This window comes from Brevundimonas sp. Root608 (assembly GCF_001427825.1).
Lineage (GTDB): Bacteria > Pseudomonadota > Alphaproteobacteria > Caulobacterales > Caulobacteraceae > Brevundimonas.
Map to the genome: position 1 here is coordinate 44708 of NZ_LMGT01000009.1, position 16310 is coordinate 61017.

At 67.5% G+C, this 16310-nt stretch carries 17 protein-coding genes, 2 tRNA genes and 1 pseudogene; 14 read left to right on the top strand and 6 right to left on the bottom strand.

Going from position 1 to position 16310, the window contains the following annotated elements; all coding sequences use genetic code 11:
* Positions 1–95 precede the first annotated feature (95 nt).
* Both metG and ASD59_RS12330 read left to right on the top strand, forming a co-directional pair.
* Positions 96–1802: a methionine--tRNA ligase gene (gene metG / locus ASD59_RS12325; protein ID WP_055832115.1), complete on the top strand. Its 1707-nt coding sequence runs from the start codon at positions 96–98 to the stop codon at positions 1800–1802.
* Positions 1803–1804: 2 nt separating this feature from the next.
* On the top strand, positions 1805–2353 hold the full coding sequence (locus tag ASD59_RS12330) for a hypothetical protein (protein WP_156377027.1): 549 nt from the start codon (positions 1805–1807) through the stop codon (positions 2351–2353).
* Here ASD59_RS12330 and ASD59_RS12335 read toward each other — a convergent pair.
* The gene (locus tag ASD59_RS12335; protein ID WP_055832119.1) at positions 2310–3158 is read right to left on the bottom strand and encodes a YjbE family putative metal transport protein; all 849 of its coding nucleotides are present in this window, start codon (positions 3156–3158) and stop codon (positions 2310–2312) included. The genes ASD59_RS12330 and ASD59_RS12335 overlap by 44 nt on opposite strands.
* Positions 3159–3201: 43 nt before the next feature.
* Positions 3202–4119, bottom strand: a complete 918-nt coding sequence (gene rlmB, locus ASD59_RS12340; RefSeq protein WP_082560193.1) for a 23S rRNA (guanosine(2251)-2'-O)-methyltransferase RlmB — start codon at positions 4117–4119, stop codon at positions 3202–3204.
* Positions 4120–4265: 146 nt separating this feature from the next.
* On the opposite strand from rlmB, the gene ASD59_RS12345 reads away from it, so the two are divergent.
* The 4 genes and pseudogenes from ASD59_RS12345 to tuf form a co-directional block, all read left to right on the top strand.
* Positions 4266–4349: transfer RNA gene (locus tag ASD59_RS12345), tRNA-Tyr, on the top strand.
* 76 nt (positions 4350–4425) lie between these two features.
* Positions 4426–4499: transfer RNA gene (locus ASD59_RS12350), tRNA-Gly, on the top strand.
* Between the two features lie 52 nt (positions 4500–4551).
* Positions 4552–4659: GTP-binding protein (locus tag ASD59_RS14775; protein WP_200947909.1), on the top strand; the 108-nt coding region annotated here is incomplete at its 3' end.
* A 1-nt stretch (position 4660) separates the two neighbouring features.
* A pseudogene (gene tuf / locus ASD59_RS12355) lies at positions 4661–5816 on the top strand (elongation factor Tu); the annotation flags it as partial.
* 115 nt (positions 5817–5931) lie between these two features.
* Here tuf and ASD59_RS12360 read toward each other — a convergent pair.
* The 3 genes from ASD59_RS12360 to ASD59_RS14460 form a co-directional block, all read right to left on the bottom strand.
* A complete protein-coding gene (locus tag ASD59_RS12360) occupies positions 5932–7881 on the bottom strand; it encodes an acyltransferase family protein (RefSeq protein WP_162246635.1) in 1950 nt (649 codons plus the stop codon).
* 102 nt (positions 7882–7983) lie between these two features.
* Entirely contained in the window at positions 7984–9078 is a 1095-nt protein-coding gene (locus tag ASD59_RS12365) for a L,D-transpeptidase family protein (protein ID WP_055832122.1), read from the bottom strand.
* Positions 9079–9172: 94 nt separating this feature from the next.
* Entirely contained in the window at positions 9173–9343 is a 171-nt protein-coding gene (locus ASD59_RS14460) for a hypothetical protein (RefSeq protein ID WP_200943735.1), read from the bottom strand.
* Between the two features lie 165 nt (positions 9344–9508).
* Here ASD59_RS14460 and ASD59_RS12370 point away from each other — a divergent pair, with 165 nt between their 5' ends.
* From ASD59_RS12370 to ASD59_RS12380, 3 genes are all read left to right on the top strand, one after another.
* Positions 9509–10648, top strand: a complete 1140-nt coding sequence (locus tag ASD59_RS12370) for a GNAT family N-acetyltransferase (protein WP_055832124.1) — start codon at positions 9509–9511, stop codon at positions 10646–10648.
* Positions 10649–10656: 8 nt separating this feature from the next.
* Complete coding sequence (locus ASD59_RS12375; RefSeq protein WP_055832126.1) at positions 10657–11565, top strand: cupin-like domain-containing protein; 909 nt, start codon at positions 10657–10659, stop codon at positions 11563–11565.
* A gap of 173 nt (positions 11566–11738) precedes the next feature.
* The gene (locus ASD59_RS12380; RefSeq protein WP_055832127.1) at positions 11739–12626 is read left to right on the top strand and encodes a GIN domain-containing protein; all 888 of its coding nucleotides are present in this window, start codon (positions 11739–11741) and stop codon (positions 12624–12626) included.
* A 9-nt stretch (positions 12627–12635) separates the two neighbouring features.
* On the opposite strand, the gene ASD59_RS12385 is transcribed toward ASD59_RS12380, so the two are convergent.
* Positions 12636–12890: a hypothetical protein gene (locus ASD59_RS12385; protein WP_055832129.1), complete on the bottom strand. Its 255-nt coding sequence runs from the start codon at positions 12888–12890 to the stop codon at positions 12636–12638.
* A 486-nt stretch (positions 12891–13376) separates the two neighbouring features.
* Between ASD59_RS12385 and rpsJ the strand changes: the two genes are divergently transcribed.
* Genes rpsJ through rplB form a run of 5 tightly spaced genes read left to right on the top strand, consistent with a single transcriptional unit; the run spans position 13377 to position 16308 of the window.
* Entirely contained in the window at positions 13377–13682 is a 306-nt protein-coding gene (rpsJ, locus tag ASD59_RS12390) for a 30S ribosomal protein S10 (protein ID WP_003164367.1), read from the top strand.
* Positions 13683–13702: 20 nt separating this feature from the next.
* Positions 13703–14464: a 50S ribosomal protein L3 gene (gene rplC, locus ASD59_RS12395; protein ID WP_055832131.1), complete on the top strand. Its 762-nt coding sequence runs from the start codon at positions 13703–13705 to the stop codon at positions 14462–14464.
* Complete coding sequence (rplD, locus tag ASD59_RS12400) at positions 14464–15165, top strand: 50S ribosomal protein L4 (RefSeq protein ID WP_055832133.1); 702 nt, start codon at positions 14464–14466, stop codon at positions 15163–15165. Before rplC ends, rplD begins: the two co-directional genes overlap by 1 nt.
* Entirely contained in the window at positions 15165–15470 is a 306-nt protein-coding gene (locus ASD59_RS12405; protein ID WP_055832134.1) for a 50S ribosomal protein L23, read from the top strand. Before rplD ends, ASD59_RS12405 begins: the two co-directional genes overlap by 1 nt.
* A 4-nt stretch (positions 15471–15474) precedes the next feature.
* The gene (rplB, locus tag ASD59_RS12410) at positions 15475–16308 is read left to right on the top strand and encodes a 50S ribosomal protein L2 (RefSeq protein WP_055832136.1); all 834 of its coding nucleotides are present in this window, start codon (positions 15475–15477) and stop codon (positions 16306–16308) included.
* Positions 16309–16310: the final 2 nt, after the last annotated feature.

A 16310-nucleotide genomic window follows, 5' to 3' on the forward strand; every position in this document is an offset into this window, starting at 1 on the left:
ATTAGGGGCGGCAGGGTTGCGATATGCCACCGCACTCGCCACTAACCGTGACTAATCCCTGATCCCTCATCCCCAGTCCCCAGCCCCTGGCCTCCATGTCCCGCATCCTCATCACCTCGGCGCTGCCGTACATCAACGGCATCAAGCATCTGGGGAATCTGGCGGGCTCGATGCTGCCGGCGGACGTCTATGCGCGGTTCAAGCGGGCGCAGGGCCATGAGGTCCTCTACATCTGCGCCACCGACGAGCACGGCACCCCGGCCGAGCTGGCCGCCGCCGCCGCCGGTCAGGACGTGCGGACCTATTGCGACGAGCAGCATGAGGTCCAGAAGGCGGCGGGTCAGGCTTTCGGCCTCAGCTATGACTGGTTCGGCCGCTCCTCGAATGCGCCCAACCGCCGCCTGACCCAGCATTTCGCCAATGTGCTGGAGAAGAACGGGCTGATCGAGGAGCGCGTCGACCGGATGATCTATTCCGTCGACGACGCCCGCTTCCTGCCCGACCGCTATGTCGAGGGCACCTGCCCGCATTGCGGCCACGTCGGGGCGCGGGGCGACCAGTGCGACAACTGCGGCCGGCTGCTGGACCCGACCGATCTGATCGATCCGTATTCGGCCGTGTCCGGCTCGCGGAACCTCGAGGTGCGCGACACCCGCCATCTCTACCTGCTGCAGACGAAGCTGGAACAGCGCATCCGCGACTGGATCGGGACCAAGACCGACTGGCAGACGCTGGCGAAATCCATCGCCCTGAAACACCTCGACGAGGGGCTGATCGATCGAGGCATCACCCGCGACCTCAAGTGGGGCGTGCCGGTGGTCGGGCCCGACGGCGGTCCGCGACCGGGCATGGAGGGCAAGGTCTTCTACGTCTGGTTCGACGCCCCCATCGAATACATCGGCGCGACCGAGGAATGGGCCGACGCCACGGGCCGGACGTGGCGCGACTGGTGGCGCACCGACGAGGGCGCCGCCGACGTCCGCTACGTCCAGTTCATGGGCAAGGACAATGTGGCCTTCCACACCGTCAGCTTCCCGGCCACGATCCTGGGCTCGGGCGAGCCGTGGAAGACGGTCGACACGCTGAAGGCCTTCAACTGGCTGAACTGGTACGGCGGCAAATTCTCGACCAGCCAGAAGCGCGGCGTCTTCATGGACCAGGCGCTTGAGCTGCTGCCCGCCGACTATTGGCGCTGGCATCTGACGGCCTATGGGCCCGAGCATTCCGACGCCGCCTTCACATGGGAGCAGTTCCAGTCGACGACCAACAAGGACCTGGCCGACGTGCTGGGCAATTTCGTCAACCGCATCGTCAAATTCGCCGAGAGCAAATTCGACGGCGTCGTTCCGGACGCGGGCGAGCCCGGGCCGCTGGAAGCGAAACTGGAGGCCGACCTGCGCGCCGGCATCGCCGAGGCCACGGCCCAGTTCGAGGCCATGGAGTTCCGCAAGGCCGCCGTGGCCCTGCGCGCCGTCTGGGTTCTGGGCAACGAGTATCTGCAGGAAGCGGCGCCCTGGACCGCCTTCAAGACCGATGTGGATCGGGCCGCCGTCGGCGTCCGCACGGGCCTGAACCTGGTGGCCCTGTTCGCCCGTCTGGCCGCGCCGGTGATGCCGGACTCGGCGGTCAGGATCGCGGCGGCGGTGGGGGCGACGGACCTGGGCTGGCCCTCGGCGGACGCGCCGTTGCTGGACGTCCTGCCACGCGGTCAGACGGTGGCGGCGGCCGGAGTGCTGTTCACCAAGATCGAGGATGCACAGGTGGCCGAGTGGTCCGAACGCTTCGGCGGCGCGGACGCCTGACCGTGGACCGGTCCGCCGCCCTTGCGAGGCTGCTGGCCGAGGACCAGGCCGAGGATCGCGCGGTGCTGGCGGGACAGCCCGCCTATGTCGCGCTGCGAACCCGCGACCGGGCGCGTCGGGAGGCGGTCATGGCGCTGCTGGCCGACGGCTGGCCCGACGACGCCGAGGCCCTCTACGCCGCCGCTTGGGTGTTGAATCACGGGGACCTGTCCGAAGAAGCCGCGCTCGGCAGCCGGCTGGCGGCGCGGGCCGCTGACATGGGCCGCGCCGGCGCCCGCTGGCTCGCCGCCGCGGCGCTGGATCGTTCGCTGATGTATGCGGAACGGCCGCAGAAATACGGCACCAACATCGTGCCCGACGGCGTCGGCTGGCGGCTGTGGGACGTCGATCCGGCGACAACCGACGCCGAGCGCCTCGCCAACGACGTGCCGCCGCTGGCCGAGATGGAGGCGCGCGCGGCGGCGATCGTCACGCCCCAGCCAGACCTGGCCGGGGCGCCGGAGTCGCTCAGGCGGGCGATGCGGCGGTGGGGGACCCTGCCGGAGGCGTAGCCACCGCCGGCGCCGCCGGCGCCGGGGCCGGGGCCGCCGTTTCCTCGCCCTGCACCCCCTTCAGGAATTTGGCCTTCTCCTCTTCACTGATGTCGAGGAAGGCGGGGGCGGAGGCGTTGAAGGCGTCCATGCGGTCGGTTCGCACGATCACCGACCGCGCCCCGTCCCAGACCATGTGCAGGGCGACATAGAGGACGATGACCAGGCCGACGTAGCCGATCCAGCGGTGCTTCGTCAGCAGCTTGGCGATGAAGGTCGCGGCCACGCCCATCAGGCCGATGGACAGGATCAGGCCGAAGACCATGATCCACGGGTGCTCATGGGCGGCGCCGGCCACGGCCAGCACGTTGTCCAGCGACATGGTGACGTCGGCGATCATGATCTGGAGCAGGGCCGCGCCGAAGGATTTGCGCTTGAGGCCGAGGGCCTCGGGCGGCGGGCCGCCGCCGTGGTGGGCGGACAGGGCGGTTTCCAGCTCGGCCTCGGCCTCGGCCTGGTCGTGGGTGCGTTGCTCCTGCAGTTCGCGCCACATCTTCCAGCAGACCCACAGCAGCAGGATGCCGCCCGCCAGCAGAAGGCCGATGATGGCCAGAAGCTGCACGGTGATCAGGGCGAAGCCGATGCGCAGGACGACGGCGGCGGCCAGGCCGATCAGGATCGCCTTCTTGCGCTGTTCGGGCGCCAGGGCGGCGGCGGCGAGGCCGACGGCGACGGCGTTGTCGCCTGCCAGCACCAGATCGATCATCAGCACCTGGCCGAGCGCAGAGGCCTGGCTGGCGAGTTCGGGAGACGAGAGGAATTCCATACGGCGCGCTCTAGGACAGGATCAGCCGGGCATCAATGCCGGATCAGCCGGTCTGTTTCCGGCTGGCCTCGTACAGGGCCACGGCCGCCGCATTGGAGACGTTCAGGCTTTCGAACCCGCCGGGCATGGGGATCTTCGCCAGCACGTCGCAGTGCTCGGCCACCAGACGACGGATGCCGTCGCCTTCGGAGCCCATGACCAGCACCGTCGGACGGCTGTCCAGCGCCTGGTCCAGCGTCAGCTCGGCCGAGCCGTCCAGACCCACGGCGCGCCAGCCGAGGTCGGCCAGCTTCTCGAGCGCGCGGCTGAGATTGGTCACGCGGGCGCAGGGCAGGCGTTCGGTGGCCCCGGCCGACGCCTTGGCCAGCGCTCCTGCGAGGGCGGGGGAGTGCCGGTCCTGCACCACGACGCCCTTCGCGCCGAAGGCCAGGGCCGAGCGGAAGATGGCGCCGACGTTCTGGGGGTCGGTCAGCTGGTCCAGCATGACGATGACGCCGCCCTCGCCCGCGATGTCCTCCAGCGCCACCCCTTCCAGCGGCTGGACCTTGAAGGCCAGGCCCTGGTGCACGGCGCCGGGCGGCAGCATGCGGTCGAGGGCCTGGACCTCGATGATCTCGATCTTGTGGCCGTGGGTCGCCTGATCGCGCTCAAGCTCGGCGGCGCGGTCGGCGGTCGCCAGCAGCCGCCCCATGCCTCTGCGGGCCGGATTGGCGAGCGCCGCGAGCACCGGATGGCGGCCCCAGACGAAATTATCGGCGTCCGCCTTCGCGCGTGACGGGCGCGGCGCGGAATCATTGAAGGTCTTCGGCTTGGGATTGGGGTTCCAGCCGCCGCGGTCCGGACCACCCGCTGACGGGGCCTTGGCGCCGGTTCCGGGCCCGCCGGAGCGGGGCGCGGACTTGTCGCCGAAGACCGGTTTCTTGCCCGATTTCCGGTCGTTGCGTTCTGGATTTCTCGACACTATAAGACGCCCTCCGATTTGGAGCCCTGAGGGCTTTCGGGTCTGGCGCCCCTCCTAAACCAGGCGACGCGGGACACCGAGAGCTTTTGTTGTTTCGACGACCGAAAGGTCGCCGACGCATCGGTCCGACGGTTCGAAAACGCGCTGGGGGAATGTCCCGAGCGGCAAAGGGGGGGGACTGTAAATCCCCTGCGTAAGCTTCGCAGGTTCGAGTCCTGCTTCCCCCACCACGCGGTTTCGAAACGAAGGTCCGGACCCCATCTCGGGTCGGCTGCGAAGGGCTGAGGCGCCCGACGCAGTCTCCGTGCGGGTATAGTACAATGGTAGTACAGCAGCCTTCCAAGCTGAATATGTCGGTTCGATTCCGTCTACCCGCTCCAGAATTCTTAAGCTGACCCAATTGCCCCTTCCCGGGCCACAGGAGTTTTGGCCATGGCCAAGGAAAAGTTCGAACGTAACAAGCCGCACTGCAACATCGGCACGATTGGTCACGTTGACCACGGCAAGACGACGCTGACGGCGGCGATCACGATGGTTCTGNATGGCCAAGGAAAAGTTCGAACGTAACAAGCCGCACTGCAACATCGGCACGATTGGTCACGTTGACCACGGCAAGACGACGCTGACGGCGGCGATCACGATGGTTCTGGCCAAGGCCAGCGGCGGCAAGGCGATGAACTACGCCGACATCGACGCGGCTCCGGAAGAGAAGGCGCGCGGCATCACGATCAACACGGCGCACGTCGAGTATGAGACGGCCGCCCGTCACTATGCGCACGTCGACTGCCCCGGCCACGCCGACTATGTGAAGAACATGATCACGGGCGCCGCGCAGATGGACGGCGCCATCCTGGTGGTTTCGGCCGCTGACGGCCCGATGCCGCAGACGCGCGAGCACATCCTGCTGGCCCGTCAGGTCGGCGTGCCGGCTCTGGTGGTCTATCTGAACAAGGTCGACCTGGTGGACGACGCCGAGCTGCTGGAGCTGGTCGAGATGGAAGTGCGCGAGCTGCTGAGCTCGTACCAGTTCCCGGGCGACGACATTCCGATCACGGCGGGTTCGGCCAAGGCCGCGACCGACGGCGTGAACCCGGAGATCGGCGAGCAGTCGGTGCTSAAGCTGATGCAGACGGTCGACGACTACATCCCGCAGCCGGCGCGTCCGCTGGACCTGCCGTTCCTGATGCCGGTGGAAGACGTGTTCTCGATCTCGGGCCGCGGCACCGTGGTCACGGGCCGGGTCGAGCGCGGCATCGTCAAGGTCGGCGAGGAAGTCGAGATCGTCGGCATCCGYCCGGTCCAGAAGACGACCTGCACGGGCGTGGARATGTTCCGCAAGCTGCTGGACCAGGGCCAGGCGGGCGACAACGTCGGCGTGCTGCTGCGCGGCACCAAGCGTGAGGACGTCGAGCGCGGYCAGGTKCTGTGCAAGCCGGGTTCGATCACCCCGCACACSAAATTCCTGGCCGAGGCCTACATCCTGACCAAGGAAGAGGGCGGCCGTCACACCCCGTTCTTCACCAACTACCGCCCGCAGTTCTACTTCCGCACCACGGACGTGACCGGCATCGTGCACCTCAAGGAAGGTGTCGAGATGATCATGCCCGGCGACAACGCCGAGCTGAACGTCGAGCTGATCACCCCGCGAAGGCGGCCGCACCGTCGGCGCCGGCGTGGTGAGCAAGATCACCGAATAGTCTCTCGTCGAGGGCACGCCTAACAGAGCCCCCGCCAGCGCAAGCCGGCGGGGGCTTCGCGTAGATGGCCTTGCAGATACTGCTTCCCTCGATGTCCGACAGATGCCGTCAGCGCCTACTGGTCCCGCCTGAGTTCGGGCCAGTCGACGGATCGAAGGACCTGCTCTGCGGCGTGATAGCTCAGGTGGTCGGTGTCGATCAGAGCCGGCCTCCCCATCACCACCGTATGACAGCGACCGCGCGGACACAGGCTGTCGTAGGGCCGGATTGTCAGCGTCGCCGGGTACTCGGCCAGCACGGCCGCCACCACCGCATCGCCTTTTTCGCCCGGTTTGGTGTGCGGATGGAGCACACAGTTCGAGGCGGGCCTTCCCTGCCAGACCGGCCTGGCCAAGCAGCCGGGGAGAGGCAGAACAAACTCAGGCCCTGGTCCGATCACGGCGTTGATCAGGCCCATTCGGGATAAATCGTCCAGTGTCGCTTCGAGGCCTTCGGCGAGCCGGTCCGCCGGGGCGTCGTCGCCCGAACCGGTCGGTCCCAGCATCATCAATTCGGGATCGGTGCTGTCGAAGAAGAATCGGTTCCAGCGCGCACTCAGGATGACGAGCCTGACGCCGGGCGATCCCCTGAGCTCCTGGAGGACATCATCGTTGAATTTCTGACAGTCAGCGCGGACGGCGCCTTGAGCCGAGGCCAATTCGGAATGAGGGAGGGGCGCACATCCGGCCAGACTGGCGATGCGCACGTCGAAGCCCCGCTCGCGTCCGAGGCCTGCCAAGGCCCGGTGATAGTGGGCCGCATGTGAATCGCCCCACAGCACAACGATTGGCAAGGCGGAGCGGGGGCACGAGGCCGGCCGATTCGCAAACATTTCGCATGGGGTGGCCGGTGCAGGCGAAGCGCCAGGGGCGTCCAGCTGGTTCACCAGAGCCGGCGTCCGCCATTGTCCTCCATCCAGCAGCGGCGTCATTCCGAGAAGTACGGCCACCGCGATGGTCACGCTCAGCGTGACGGTTCGCGGCTGGCGACCCGAGCCGTGGTACGCCTTAGGGGGCCCGCGAAACGGTTGCTCCACGTACCGCCAGGACAATGTCGAAATGGCGAGGGCGGCGACGATCGACACCAGTAGTTCATCCGTCGCCAAGGCCCGCTGCAGCACAATCTCCGGGAACGCCAGTAGCGGCCAGTGCCACAGATAAAGGGAATAGGAGATCAGACCGATCCAGACCAAGGGTCGTGCCGAAAGAAGATGAGAAACCGACGTCTTATTTCTGTCGCCCGACCAGAGGATCAACAAGGTTCCGATGCACACGGGCAGAGCGCCTAGACCGGGAAATCGGGTGTGATCGTCATACAGGATCATGGGCGCGAGGATGAGCAACAGACCGCATATTCCCGCGACGTTTGCCAGGGACCTCCGGGGCGCCGGGCCCGGTGACCGGCAGGCCAGCCAGGCGCCGACCAGAAGTTCCCAGGCGCGCGTGGGAAGCAGATAGAAGGCCGCAGGCGGTGATCGGCTCAGCAGGACTTCCGCGAGGATCAGCGAAGCCAGTGCGGCGGTCATGATCAAGGCCGGCAAATGCCGCGACCATCCGAACCTGAAGATGATCGCCAGCGCGATCGGGAACAGGACATAATACTGTTCTTCGACCGCCAGAGACCACGTATGCAACAGTGGATTGGCTTCAGCATCTGGCCCGAAATAGTCCGCCGATCGCCAGAAGAAGATGTTGGACGCGAAGAGAATCGCAGCGATGGACGATCGGGCGAAAATACGCATCTCCGAGGGCAGGAGAAAAATGCAGGCCGCTATCGCGCTGAAGATCAGAAAGCATAGGAACGCCGGCAAGAGTCGCCGGACGCGGCGATCGTAGAAGCGCCAGAGATCAAGGGGGCCCAGGCGAATTTCGGAGACCAAAAGCCTCGCGACGAGGAAGCCGGAAATCACGAAGAAGACGTCGACACCGACGAATCCGCCGGGAAACCACTCGCGGCGCGCATGGAACAATACGACCGGTATGACCGCAAGCGCCCGCAAGCCGTCAATATCACGACGATGTCTCATGAGAGCCCCTACGCCAACCATCCACGCCGGCGTTCCGTCGCGCATTATGGGTCGAATCGCCTCGGCGCCTACAGGTCGCGATAGCCCTCGCCCGGGGGCGCCTCAGATAAACCGCACCACGACGCCCGGCCTGACCCCGGCGGCCAGCTGTTCGGCGTCCCAGTTGGTCAGGCGCACGCAGCCGTTCGAGGCGGTCTTGCCGATCTTCGACGGATCGGGCGACCCGTGGATGCCGTAGGTGTCGCGCGACAGGTCGATCCAGACCGTGCCCACGGGGTTGTTGGGGCCGGGGGGGATGACAATCTTCTCGTCGCCGCGGTCGTAGGTCACCCGGCTGGGGTCGTAGGTGTAGTTCGGCTCGGGTGCGACGCCGGTCACCGTGACCGTGCCCGACGGCGCCGGGCGCTCGCTGGAGCCGATGGTGGCGGGATAGAAGGCCAGCAGCTTGCCTGCGGCGTCATAGGCCCGCGCGGAGCGTTCGGTCTTGTCGACGACGATGCGGGCGACGCCGGCGAGGGGCGTGTCGGTCACCGCGGGGACGACGATGGTCTGGCCCGCGCGGCGGAAGTCGACGCCCGGGTTCAGGCCCTGAAGCAGGGCCTCCGTCATGTGGTAGCGCTCCGCCAGCCGTTCGAGGGCGCTGGCGTAGTTGACGCCGGACCGCGCCAGATCCGCCAGATCGCCGGTCGAGGGCGGGCTGAACGGCCCGGCCACATCCGCCTGGGTCAGGACGTACTGCGTCATGACCTTGCCGGTGTCCGCGGCGACGAGATGCTGGAGCAGGGCGGTGTCGGCGGCGTCGCCTTCGCCCAGACCGTTGGCCTTGCGGTAGGCCCCGATGGCCTGACGCGTGTTGTCGCCCGCCAGCCCGTCGATCATGCCGGGGGAGAACGGCGTCCGGTCCAGCAGGATCTGCAGTCGCACCAGTCCGGGGTCGGGCGCGGTCGTCGCGGCCGCGGCGCCTGTCTCGCCCGTGGCCGGGGCCGGAGCGGGCAGGGGGGACGCGCCCGACGCGGCCGGCGCGGGGGCGGCGGGCACGCCGGCCTCGATCTGGGCGACGGTGAGAACGGGCGGGCCCCCGGTCTGGCCCTGGGCCTGCTCTCCCGGCGCCGGTTGAGCGGGTTCGACGGGGTCGGGCGCGCCGCAGGCGGCGAGGGCGAGGAAACTGGCGGAGGCGAGGATCAGGCGAAGCGACATGGGAATCCGGACAATGGCTGTGTCCGAACCCAATCCCCGGACGGCCGGGTCGTTCCGTGCGTAGATTCAGCGAAGGCTCGCGAGGCGGCCGGGATCAGGGATTGGGCTTTCCCGTAGACGGATCGGTGGCGGTCTCGCCCGAGTTGGACGACCCTTCGGAACCCCTCGGTTCCGTGGCGGGCCGCGGCGGCTGGCCTTGCCGCGCGGGCGTGCGCTGGTCCTCGTTTTCGGTTTCACGGCTGGGCGGACGGCGGGGGTCGGTCATGGCGGGCTCCGGACGGGGCGAAGGGGGACTGGATGGGCAACGCCCGCCGCGGTGCGAGGCTCCGCACAGACTTCGTTCACCATGAACGCTCACCGGCCTGAAACGGGGCCTGTGCGACACAGGACCGGAAACAGCGAGCCGTCGCGCCCGCCCAAGGGAAGCCGCATGACCGGATTGAGGGTCGATATCGTCAAGGTCGATGCGCTGGAGGAGACCGCGTGGTCGGACTGGCGCGCCATGCTGGCCGCCGATCCGTCGTTGAACAGCCCCTATTTCCGGCCTGAGTTCGCCCAGGTCGCGGGCCGGATCAGTCCGGCCGCAGCGGTGGCGGTGTTCTCGCGCGGCGGGGAGACGGTCGGCTTCTTCCCCCACCAGCGGCGGGGCGGGGCGGTTCAGCCCCTGGCCGCGCCGATGAACGACTACCACGGCGTCATCGCCTTCCCGCGTCAGGCGCCTTCGCTGGAAGAGGTCGCGCGGGCGCTGGGCGCGGCCCGGCTGAACGTCACGGCCTGGGTGGGCGAGACGGGTCTCGGCGAGGACCGCCGCACCGTCCAGGTGGAGCTGGGCGAGGGCGGCTATGAGGGCTGGTACGCCGAACGACGCGCGACCCAGGGCAAATTCTTCAAGGACAAGGAGCGCGCCCGACGCAGCATGGAGGCCGAGCTGGGTCCGCTGCGGGTCGAGCGGGGCCTGCGCGACCCGTCCCTGCTGGACTGGCTGATCGCGTTGAAGCGGGACCAGTACCGGCGCACGGCGCGGCACGACATCTTCGCCTGCGGCTGGACGGTCGACCTGCTGCACGCCCTGCTGAAGGACGGCCGCGACGGCTTCGGTGCCTCCATGGCGGGGCTGTGGGCCGGCGACCGGCTGACCGCGATCGAATATTCGCTGCATGCGGGCGACCAGTATCATTTCTGGTTCCCGGGCTATGAGCCCAGCCTGGCGCGCTGTTCGCCGGGCATCCTGCTGAGCATGGACACCATGCGGCTGGCGTCTGACCTCGGCTACCGGACCTTCGATTTCGGGTTCGAGGGCGAACACTACAAGAAGTATTTCTGCAATGGCGCGCGGATCGTGCGCGAGGCCGTGGTGCTGAAGCCCGGTCTGGGCGCGGCGGTCAGCGAGGCGGCGGTCGGCGTGCTGGGCGGGCGTGGCGTGCGGCTGCGCACCAGCGTGCGGCGGCGGTGGGCCGCCATCGAGGCCTGCGAAACGACGCCGGGGGCCCGCCTCAAGGGCGCGATGCACGCGGCCGGCGCCGCGCTTGCAAAGGCCCGCCAGAGTTCGATTCGACCCGTTCCGGCCTGAGACACCCCATGACTGACAAGCGCACCCGCTATTCCGGCCCGATCGAACGGGTCGAAGTCCATCCGCACAATCTGGTGGAGCAGGGCTTCGCCTCCGACGAAGCGCTGGCGGCGGTGCTGGACCGTTATCCGGCCGGGCTGTTCGACATCAACCTCTATGACTACGACGAGGAGGGGCAGGTCTCGTTGCGCACCGGGGCGCGGGGGCGGCTGAACGGCGACGAACTGCTGGCGGCGATCCAGCAGGGCCGGCTGTGGGTCAATCTGCGCGAGGTCGAGACGGGCTGGCCCGAGCTGTGGGCCGCCGCCATGGCGGAGTTCCGCAAGGTTCAGGCCGCCTATCCGGGCCTGCGGGCGGTCAGAAACGCCGGACAGCTGATCCTGTCTTCGCCCCGGGCGCGGGTGCCCTATCATTTCGACGCCGCAGGCGTGGTGCTGTTCCATATGCGCGGCCGCAAGCGGATCTTCGTCTATCCGGGCGACGAGGCGCATCTGGCCGAGGCGGACATGGAACAGGTGGTGTCGCGCCAGACAACCGAGGAACTGCCCTATTCGCTGGCCTTCGAGGCGGACGCCCAGGTCATCGATCTCGAGCCGGGCCAGGCGCTGACCTGGCCGATCTACGCGCCGCACCGGGTCGAGAACCTGGACCGGTTCTGCGTCTCCCTGTCGATGGACTTCCAGACCTGGTCGTCGCGGCTCAGGAACGGGGCCCTCTATACCAATGCGGCGCTGCGCAGCCGGGGCGCCCGGCCCCGCATGACGGACCGAATGACGCCGCCCGAGCTGGCCGCCCGCTGGGCCGCGTCGCTGGCGCTGAAGCGGGCCGGGGCGTTGAAGAGCCGGATCGCGACGTTCGAGCGCGATTTCGAACCGGACGTCGGCGCGGCTGACGGGGCGGGTGCCCTGAAGGCCTGAGCGGGAGCGGGAATCCGCCGGAGAATTGGACGACGGATTTCAAAGACTCCGACGACGGAATCCGGTGTGACACGGACGACTTCGGTGAATTCGAAGTCATGACCTCGTTTTAAGCTGACTTCAGTGTTGGTCAGCCGCACCTTCCCGGCACATTCCGGAGAGGGAACGCCGTCATGAAACTCGCCATCGCATCCGCTGCCGCCATCGCCATCGCCGCCGTGGCCGCCCCCGCCTTCGCCAAGGCGGGCCCGGAGGTCGATATCCGCCACGCCGTGGCCCGCGTCGCGGTCGTGGTCGAGGACCGCACCGACATCGCCGTGGAGATCGAACAGGGGAGTTCCGGCCTGCCGCCGGTGCGGGTCACGCGGGACGGCGCCAATGTTCGCATCGACGGGGGGGTGCGTGGCCGGGGTCTGTTCAGCGGCGGCGACAACATCCGGAACTGCCGCCCGGGTCCCGAAACCGCCCAGCCCGGCGTCGGGGCGTCGGTCGAGGTCCGCAATGTGGGCCGGGTCAATCTGTCGGCCGCGCCGCTGATCGTCATCCGCACCCCCCGCGATGTGAACGTCGAGGCCTCCGGCGCCGTGTTCGGCTCCGTCGGGCGCGGCGCCGCCTCGATCGAGCTCGGCAACGGCGGATGCGGGACCTGGAATGTCGCCAACACCGAAGGCGAGATGTCGCTGGGCGTCTCCGGATCGGGGGATATCCGGGCCGGGACCTCGTCCGCGCTCGAGGCCAGCGTCTCGGGAGCCGGGTCCATCACGGCCGGCGCCACCCGCGACCTTGACGTCTCGGTGTCCGGCGCCGGCGACGTCATCATCGCCCGTGTCGACGGGCCGGCCGAGATCAGCATCTCGGGCGCCGGGGACGTCGCCGTCCGGGCCGGAACGGCTCCGACCCTGAGCGTGAGCATCGCCGGCGTCGGCGATGTCGATTTCGACGGCGTCGCCGGCGACGTGGATGTCTCGCTCGCGGGGGCCGGCGATGTCAGCATCGCCCGCGCGACCGGTACGGTGAGCCGTTCGATCGCCGGAGTCGGCGACATCCACATCGGCCAGTAGGCCTGCGCCCTAGGCGGGCTCGAGCGTATCCATATGCGCGACCACCTCGGTGACGCACTGCAGATGCATGGAGATGCTGTAGTCGAGGCATTTTTTCCAGTTGCTGGAGCCTGCCTCGTGCATGTTGTCGCAGACGGCGATGCTGCGCTGCAGACCCGCGTTGCATCGCTGGATGCCAGGATGATCCGTCACTTGCGAGACGGTGGCGCCGGCGGAGGCGAGGGTGAGCGCGAGAGCGAGTGACAGCGTGGTGAGATGGCGCATGGGAAGCCTCCTTGTCGTCGTGGAGGCCAGTGGAGAAACCTTTCGTTAACCATGTCCATCACTCTCGCCTGACAGGGGTGTGGACGCCGAAGGGTCTGGATGCGCAGATGCCCGACCCGGGCCTCCCGGCCGGGCGGCGTGGCGTGACGCTCGCTCGTCGACCCACAGTCCGGCGGAAACCGGCGGATCGCAGGCTCAGCCACAGTTTCGCCGCTTGACCAAATCGGAATCGACGGTCATAAGCCCCCACTCTTGTTGGACCGGCTGTGCATCCCGCGTGTTTTTGGGATGCAGACGCGGCCCGCAGGAACGACCTCGGACCTGTTCTTTGCAGTGACCCAGGACTTCAACGGCCTTCGCGGTTCGCTGCGTGGGCCGATCGTTTTTGCGGACGTGCGTACTCTGAAGGCCTCACGGCCTGAAGGCTCCGGTCTTTGAAATGGTTCACAGGGACGCAGGTTCGCCTGCTTGGGAAATACGACCGATATGGATCAAAGCATCCGCATCAGGCTCAAGGCCTTCGATCACCGCGTCCTCGACTTTTCGACGCGCGAAATCGTCAACACGGCCAAGCGCACGGGCGCGACCGTTCGCGGTCCGATCCCGCTGCCGACCCTGATCGAAAAGTTCACCGTGAACCGCTCGCCGCACGTCGACAAGAAGTCGCGCGAGCAGTTTGAAATCCGCACGCACAAACGCGTGCTCGACATCGTCGACCCCACCCCGCAGACCGTGGACGCGCTCATGAAGCTCGACCTGTCCGCCGGCGTGGACGTCGAGATCAAGATTTAATAAGAAAGAGGCGGGATCCGATGCGCACGGGCGTGATCGCCAAGAAGCTGGGCATGACCCGCGTGTTCGCCGATGACGGCGCGCACGTACCGGTCACTGTGCTTCAGCTAGACGGCTGCCAGGTCGTCGGCCAACGTACCCAGGAGCGTGACGGCTACGTCGCTCTCCAGCTGGGCGCTGGCACCAAGAAGGCCAAGAACACCAACAAGGCTCAGCGCGAATCCTTCGCCAAGCTGGAAGTGGAACCCAAGGCCTATGTCACCGAGTTCCGCATCGATGCGGACGCCATGATGGATGTGGGCTCCGAGTTCTCGGCTGACCACTTCGTCGCCGGCCAGAAGGTCGACGTCCAGGCCGAGACCATCGGCAAGGGCTTCGCCGGCGCCATGAAGCGCTGGAACTTCGGCGGCCTGCGGGCGACCCACGGCGTCTCGGTCTCGCACCGTTCGCACGGTTCGACCGGTCAGCGTCAGGATCCGGGCAAGACGTTCAAGGGCAAGAAGATGGCCGGCCACTATGGCTGTGAAGTCGTCACCACCCAGAACCTCACCGTGTTCCGCGTCGACGCCGAGCGTGGCCTGCTGCTGATCAAGGGCGCTGTCCCCGGTCACGAAGGCACCTGGGTCAAGGTTCGCGACGCCGTCAAGAAGACCCGTCCGGCCGACGCTCCCTTCCCGGGCGGCGTCAAGTCCAAGGGCGGTTCGGCTGCTGCGGCTCAACCGGCTGAAACGCCGGCCGAGGAAGCCCCGGCCGTCGAAACCACCGAAGGCGGTGAAGCGTAATGAAACTCTCGGTCATCAAACTCGACGGCAAGGCCGCCGGTGACGTCGAACTGTCGGAGGCCGTCTTCGGCATCACCGACATTCGCGGCGACATCCTGGCCCGCTACGTCAACTGGCAACTGGCCAAACGCCGCGCCGGCACCCACAAGGTCCAGACCCGGAACGAGAACTCTCGCACCGGCAAGAAGATGTACAAGCAGAAGGGAACCGGCGGCGCCCGTCACGGTTCGCGTCGCGCCCCGCAGTTCGTCGGTGGTTCGCGCGCCTTCGGCCCGGTCGTTCGCGACCACGGCTTCTCCCTGCCCAAGAAGGTCCGCGCCCTGGCCCTGCGTCATGCGCTGTCGGCCAAGGTCGTCGCCGGTGATCTGGTCGTCGTCGACAGCCTCTCGCTGAAGGACGCCAAGACCGCCGGTCTGCGCGAAACCCTCGGCAAGCTGGGCTGGACCCGCACGCTGATCATCGCCGGTCCGGAAGTCGACACGAACTTCGGCCTGGCCGCCCGCAACATCCCGATGGTCAACGTCCTGCCGAACGCCGGCCTGAACGTTTACGACATCCTGCGCGCCGACAAGCTGGTGCTGACCAAGGCGGCTGTCGAAGCCATCGAGGCCACCTACAAGGACTACACCCCGTCGCGTCGTGAAGCCGAGGCCGCCTCGGCCGCCAAACCGGCTGCCAAGACGAAGAAGGAGGCCGCGTAATGGCTGGCGCCAATCCCACCGCAAAACACTACGACACCATCCTGGCCCCGATCATCACGGAAAAGGCCACGATCCTGTCGGAGCAGAACAAGGTCGTGTTCCGCGTCTCGGGCACCTCGACCAAGGATGAGATCGCAGCCGCGGTCGAAAGCCTGTTCAAGGTCAACGTCCTGAAGGTCAACACCCTGGTTCAAAAGGGCAAGACCAAGCGCTTCCGCGGCATCATGGGCCGTCGGGTCGACATCAAAAAAGCGATCGTGACGCTGGCTGAAGGCCAGTCGATCGACGTCACCACGGGGCTCTGATCAGATGGCCTTGAAAACATACAATCCGACATCGCCGGGCCGTCGCGCCCTGGTGCTGATCGACCGTTCGGAGCTCCACAAGGGGCGTCCGGAAAAGTCGCTGACCGAAGGCCTGACCAAGTCGGGCGGCCGGGGCGCCGGCGGTCGTATCGCCGTCCGCTTCCGCGGCGGCGGCGCCAAGACGCTGTACCGCAAGATCGACTTCAAGCGCCGGAAGTTCGCCACGGCGACCGTCGAGCGCCTGGAATACGATCCGAACCGGACCGCCTTCATCGCCCTCATCGTCTATGAGGACGGCGAAAAGGCCTACATCATCGCGCCGCAACGCCTGAAGGCGGGCGACACGGTCGTGGCCGGCGAGAAGGTCGACGTGAAGCCGGGCAATGCGATGCCGCTGCGCTCGGTGCCGGTCGGCACGATCATCCACAACGTCGAAATGAAGCCGGGCAAGGGCGCCCAGCTGGCCCGTTCGGCCGGCGCCTACGCCCAGCTGGTCGGTCGCGATCAGGGCTACGCCCAGATCCGTCTCGGCTCGGGCGAGCTTCGCATGGTCCTGGACGGCTGCATGGCCACGGTGGGCGCGGTTTCGAACCCCGACCACATGAACCAGAACCTCGGCAAGGCCGGCCGCGTCCGTCACATGGGCTGGCGTCCGCACGTTCGCGGCGTGGCCATGAACCCGATCGACCACCCGCACGGTGGTGGTGAAGGCCGGACCTCTGGCGGTCGCACCCCGGTTACGCCGTGGGGCAAGGACACCAAGGGCACCCGGACCCGCAAGAACAAGGCTACGGACAAGTACATCATCCGTACCCGCCACGTTAAGAAGGCTCGCTAAAG

Coding starts and splice junctions, on each gene's coding strand:
- metG (WP_055832115.1), top strand. CDS start 96: ATGTCCCGCATCCTCATCACCTCGGCGCTGCCGTACATCAACGGCATC.
- ASD59_RS12335 (WP_055832119.1), bottom strand. CDS start 3,158: ATGGAATTCCTCTCGTCTCCCGAACTCGCCAGCCAGGCCTCTGCGCTC.
- ASD59_RS12360 (WP_162246635.1), bottom strand. CDS start 7,881: ATGAGACATCGTCGTGATATTGACGGCTTGCGGGCGCTTGCGGTCATA.
- ASD59_RS12365 (WP_055832122.1), bottom strand. CDS start 9,078: ATGTCGCTTCGCCTGATCCTCGCCTCCGCCAGTTTCCTCGCCCTCGCC.
- ASD59_RS14460 (WP_200943735.1), bottom strand. CDS start 9,343: ATGACCGACCCCCGCCGTCCGCCCAGCCGTGAAACCGAAAACGAGGAC.
- ASD59_RS12370 (WP_055832124.1), top strand. CDS start 9,509: ATGACCGGATTGAGGGTCGATATCGTCAAGGTCGATGCGCTGGAGGAG.
- ASD59_RS12375 (WP_055832126.1), top strand. CDS start 10,657: ATGACTGACAAGCGCACCCGCTATTCCGGCCCGATCGAACGGGTCGAA.
- ASD59_RS12380 (WP_055832127.1), top strand. CDS start 11,739: ATGAAACTCGCCATCGCATCCGCTGCCGCCATCGCCATCGCCGCCGTG.
- ASD59_RS12385 (WP_055832129.1), bottom strand. CDS start 12,890: ATGCGCCATCTCACCACGCTGTCACTCGCTCTCGCGCTCACCCTCGCC.
- rpsJ (WP_003164367.1), top strand. CDS start 13,377: ATGGATCAAAGCATCCGCATCAGGCTCAAGGCCTTCGATCACCGCGTC.
- rplC (WP_055832131.1), top strand. CDS start 13,703: ATGCGCACGGGCGTGATCGCCAAGAAGCTGGGCATGACCCGCGTGTTC.
- rplD (WP_055832133.1), top strand. CDS start 14,464: ATGAAACTCTCGGTCATCAAACTCGACGGCAAGGCCGCCGGTGACGTC.
- ASD59_RS12405 (WP_055832134.1), top strand. CDS start 15,165: ATGGCTGGCGCCAATCCCACCGCAAAACACTACGACACCATCCTGGCC.
- rplB (WP_055832136.1), top strand. CDS start 15,475: ATGGCCTTGAAAACATACAATCCGACATCGCCGGGCCGTCGCGCCCTG.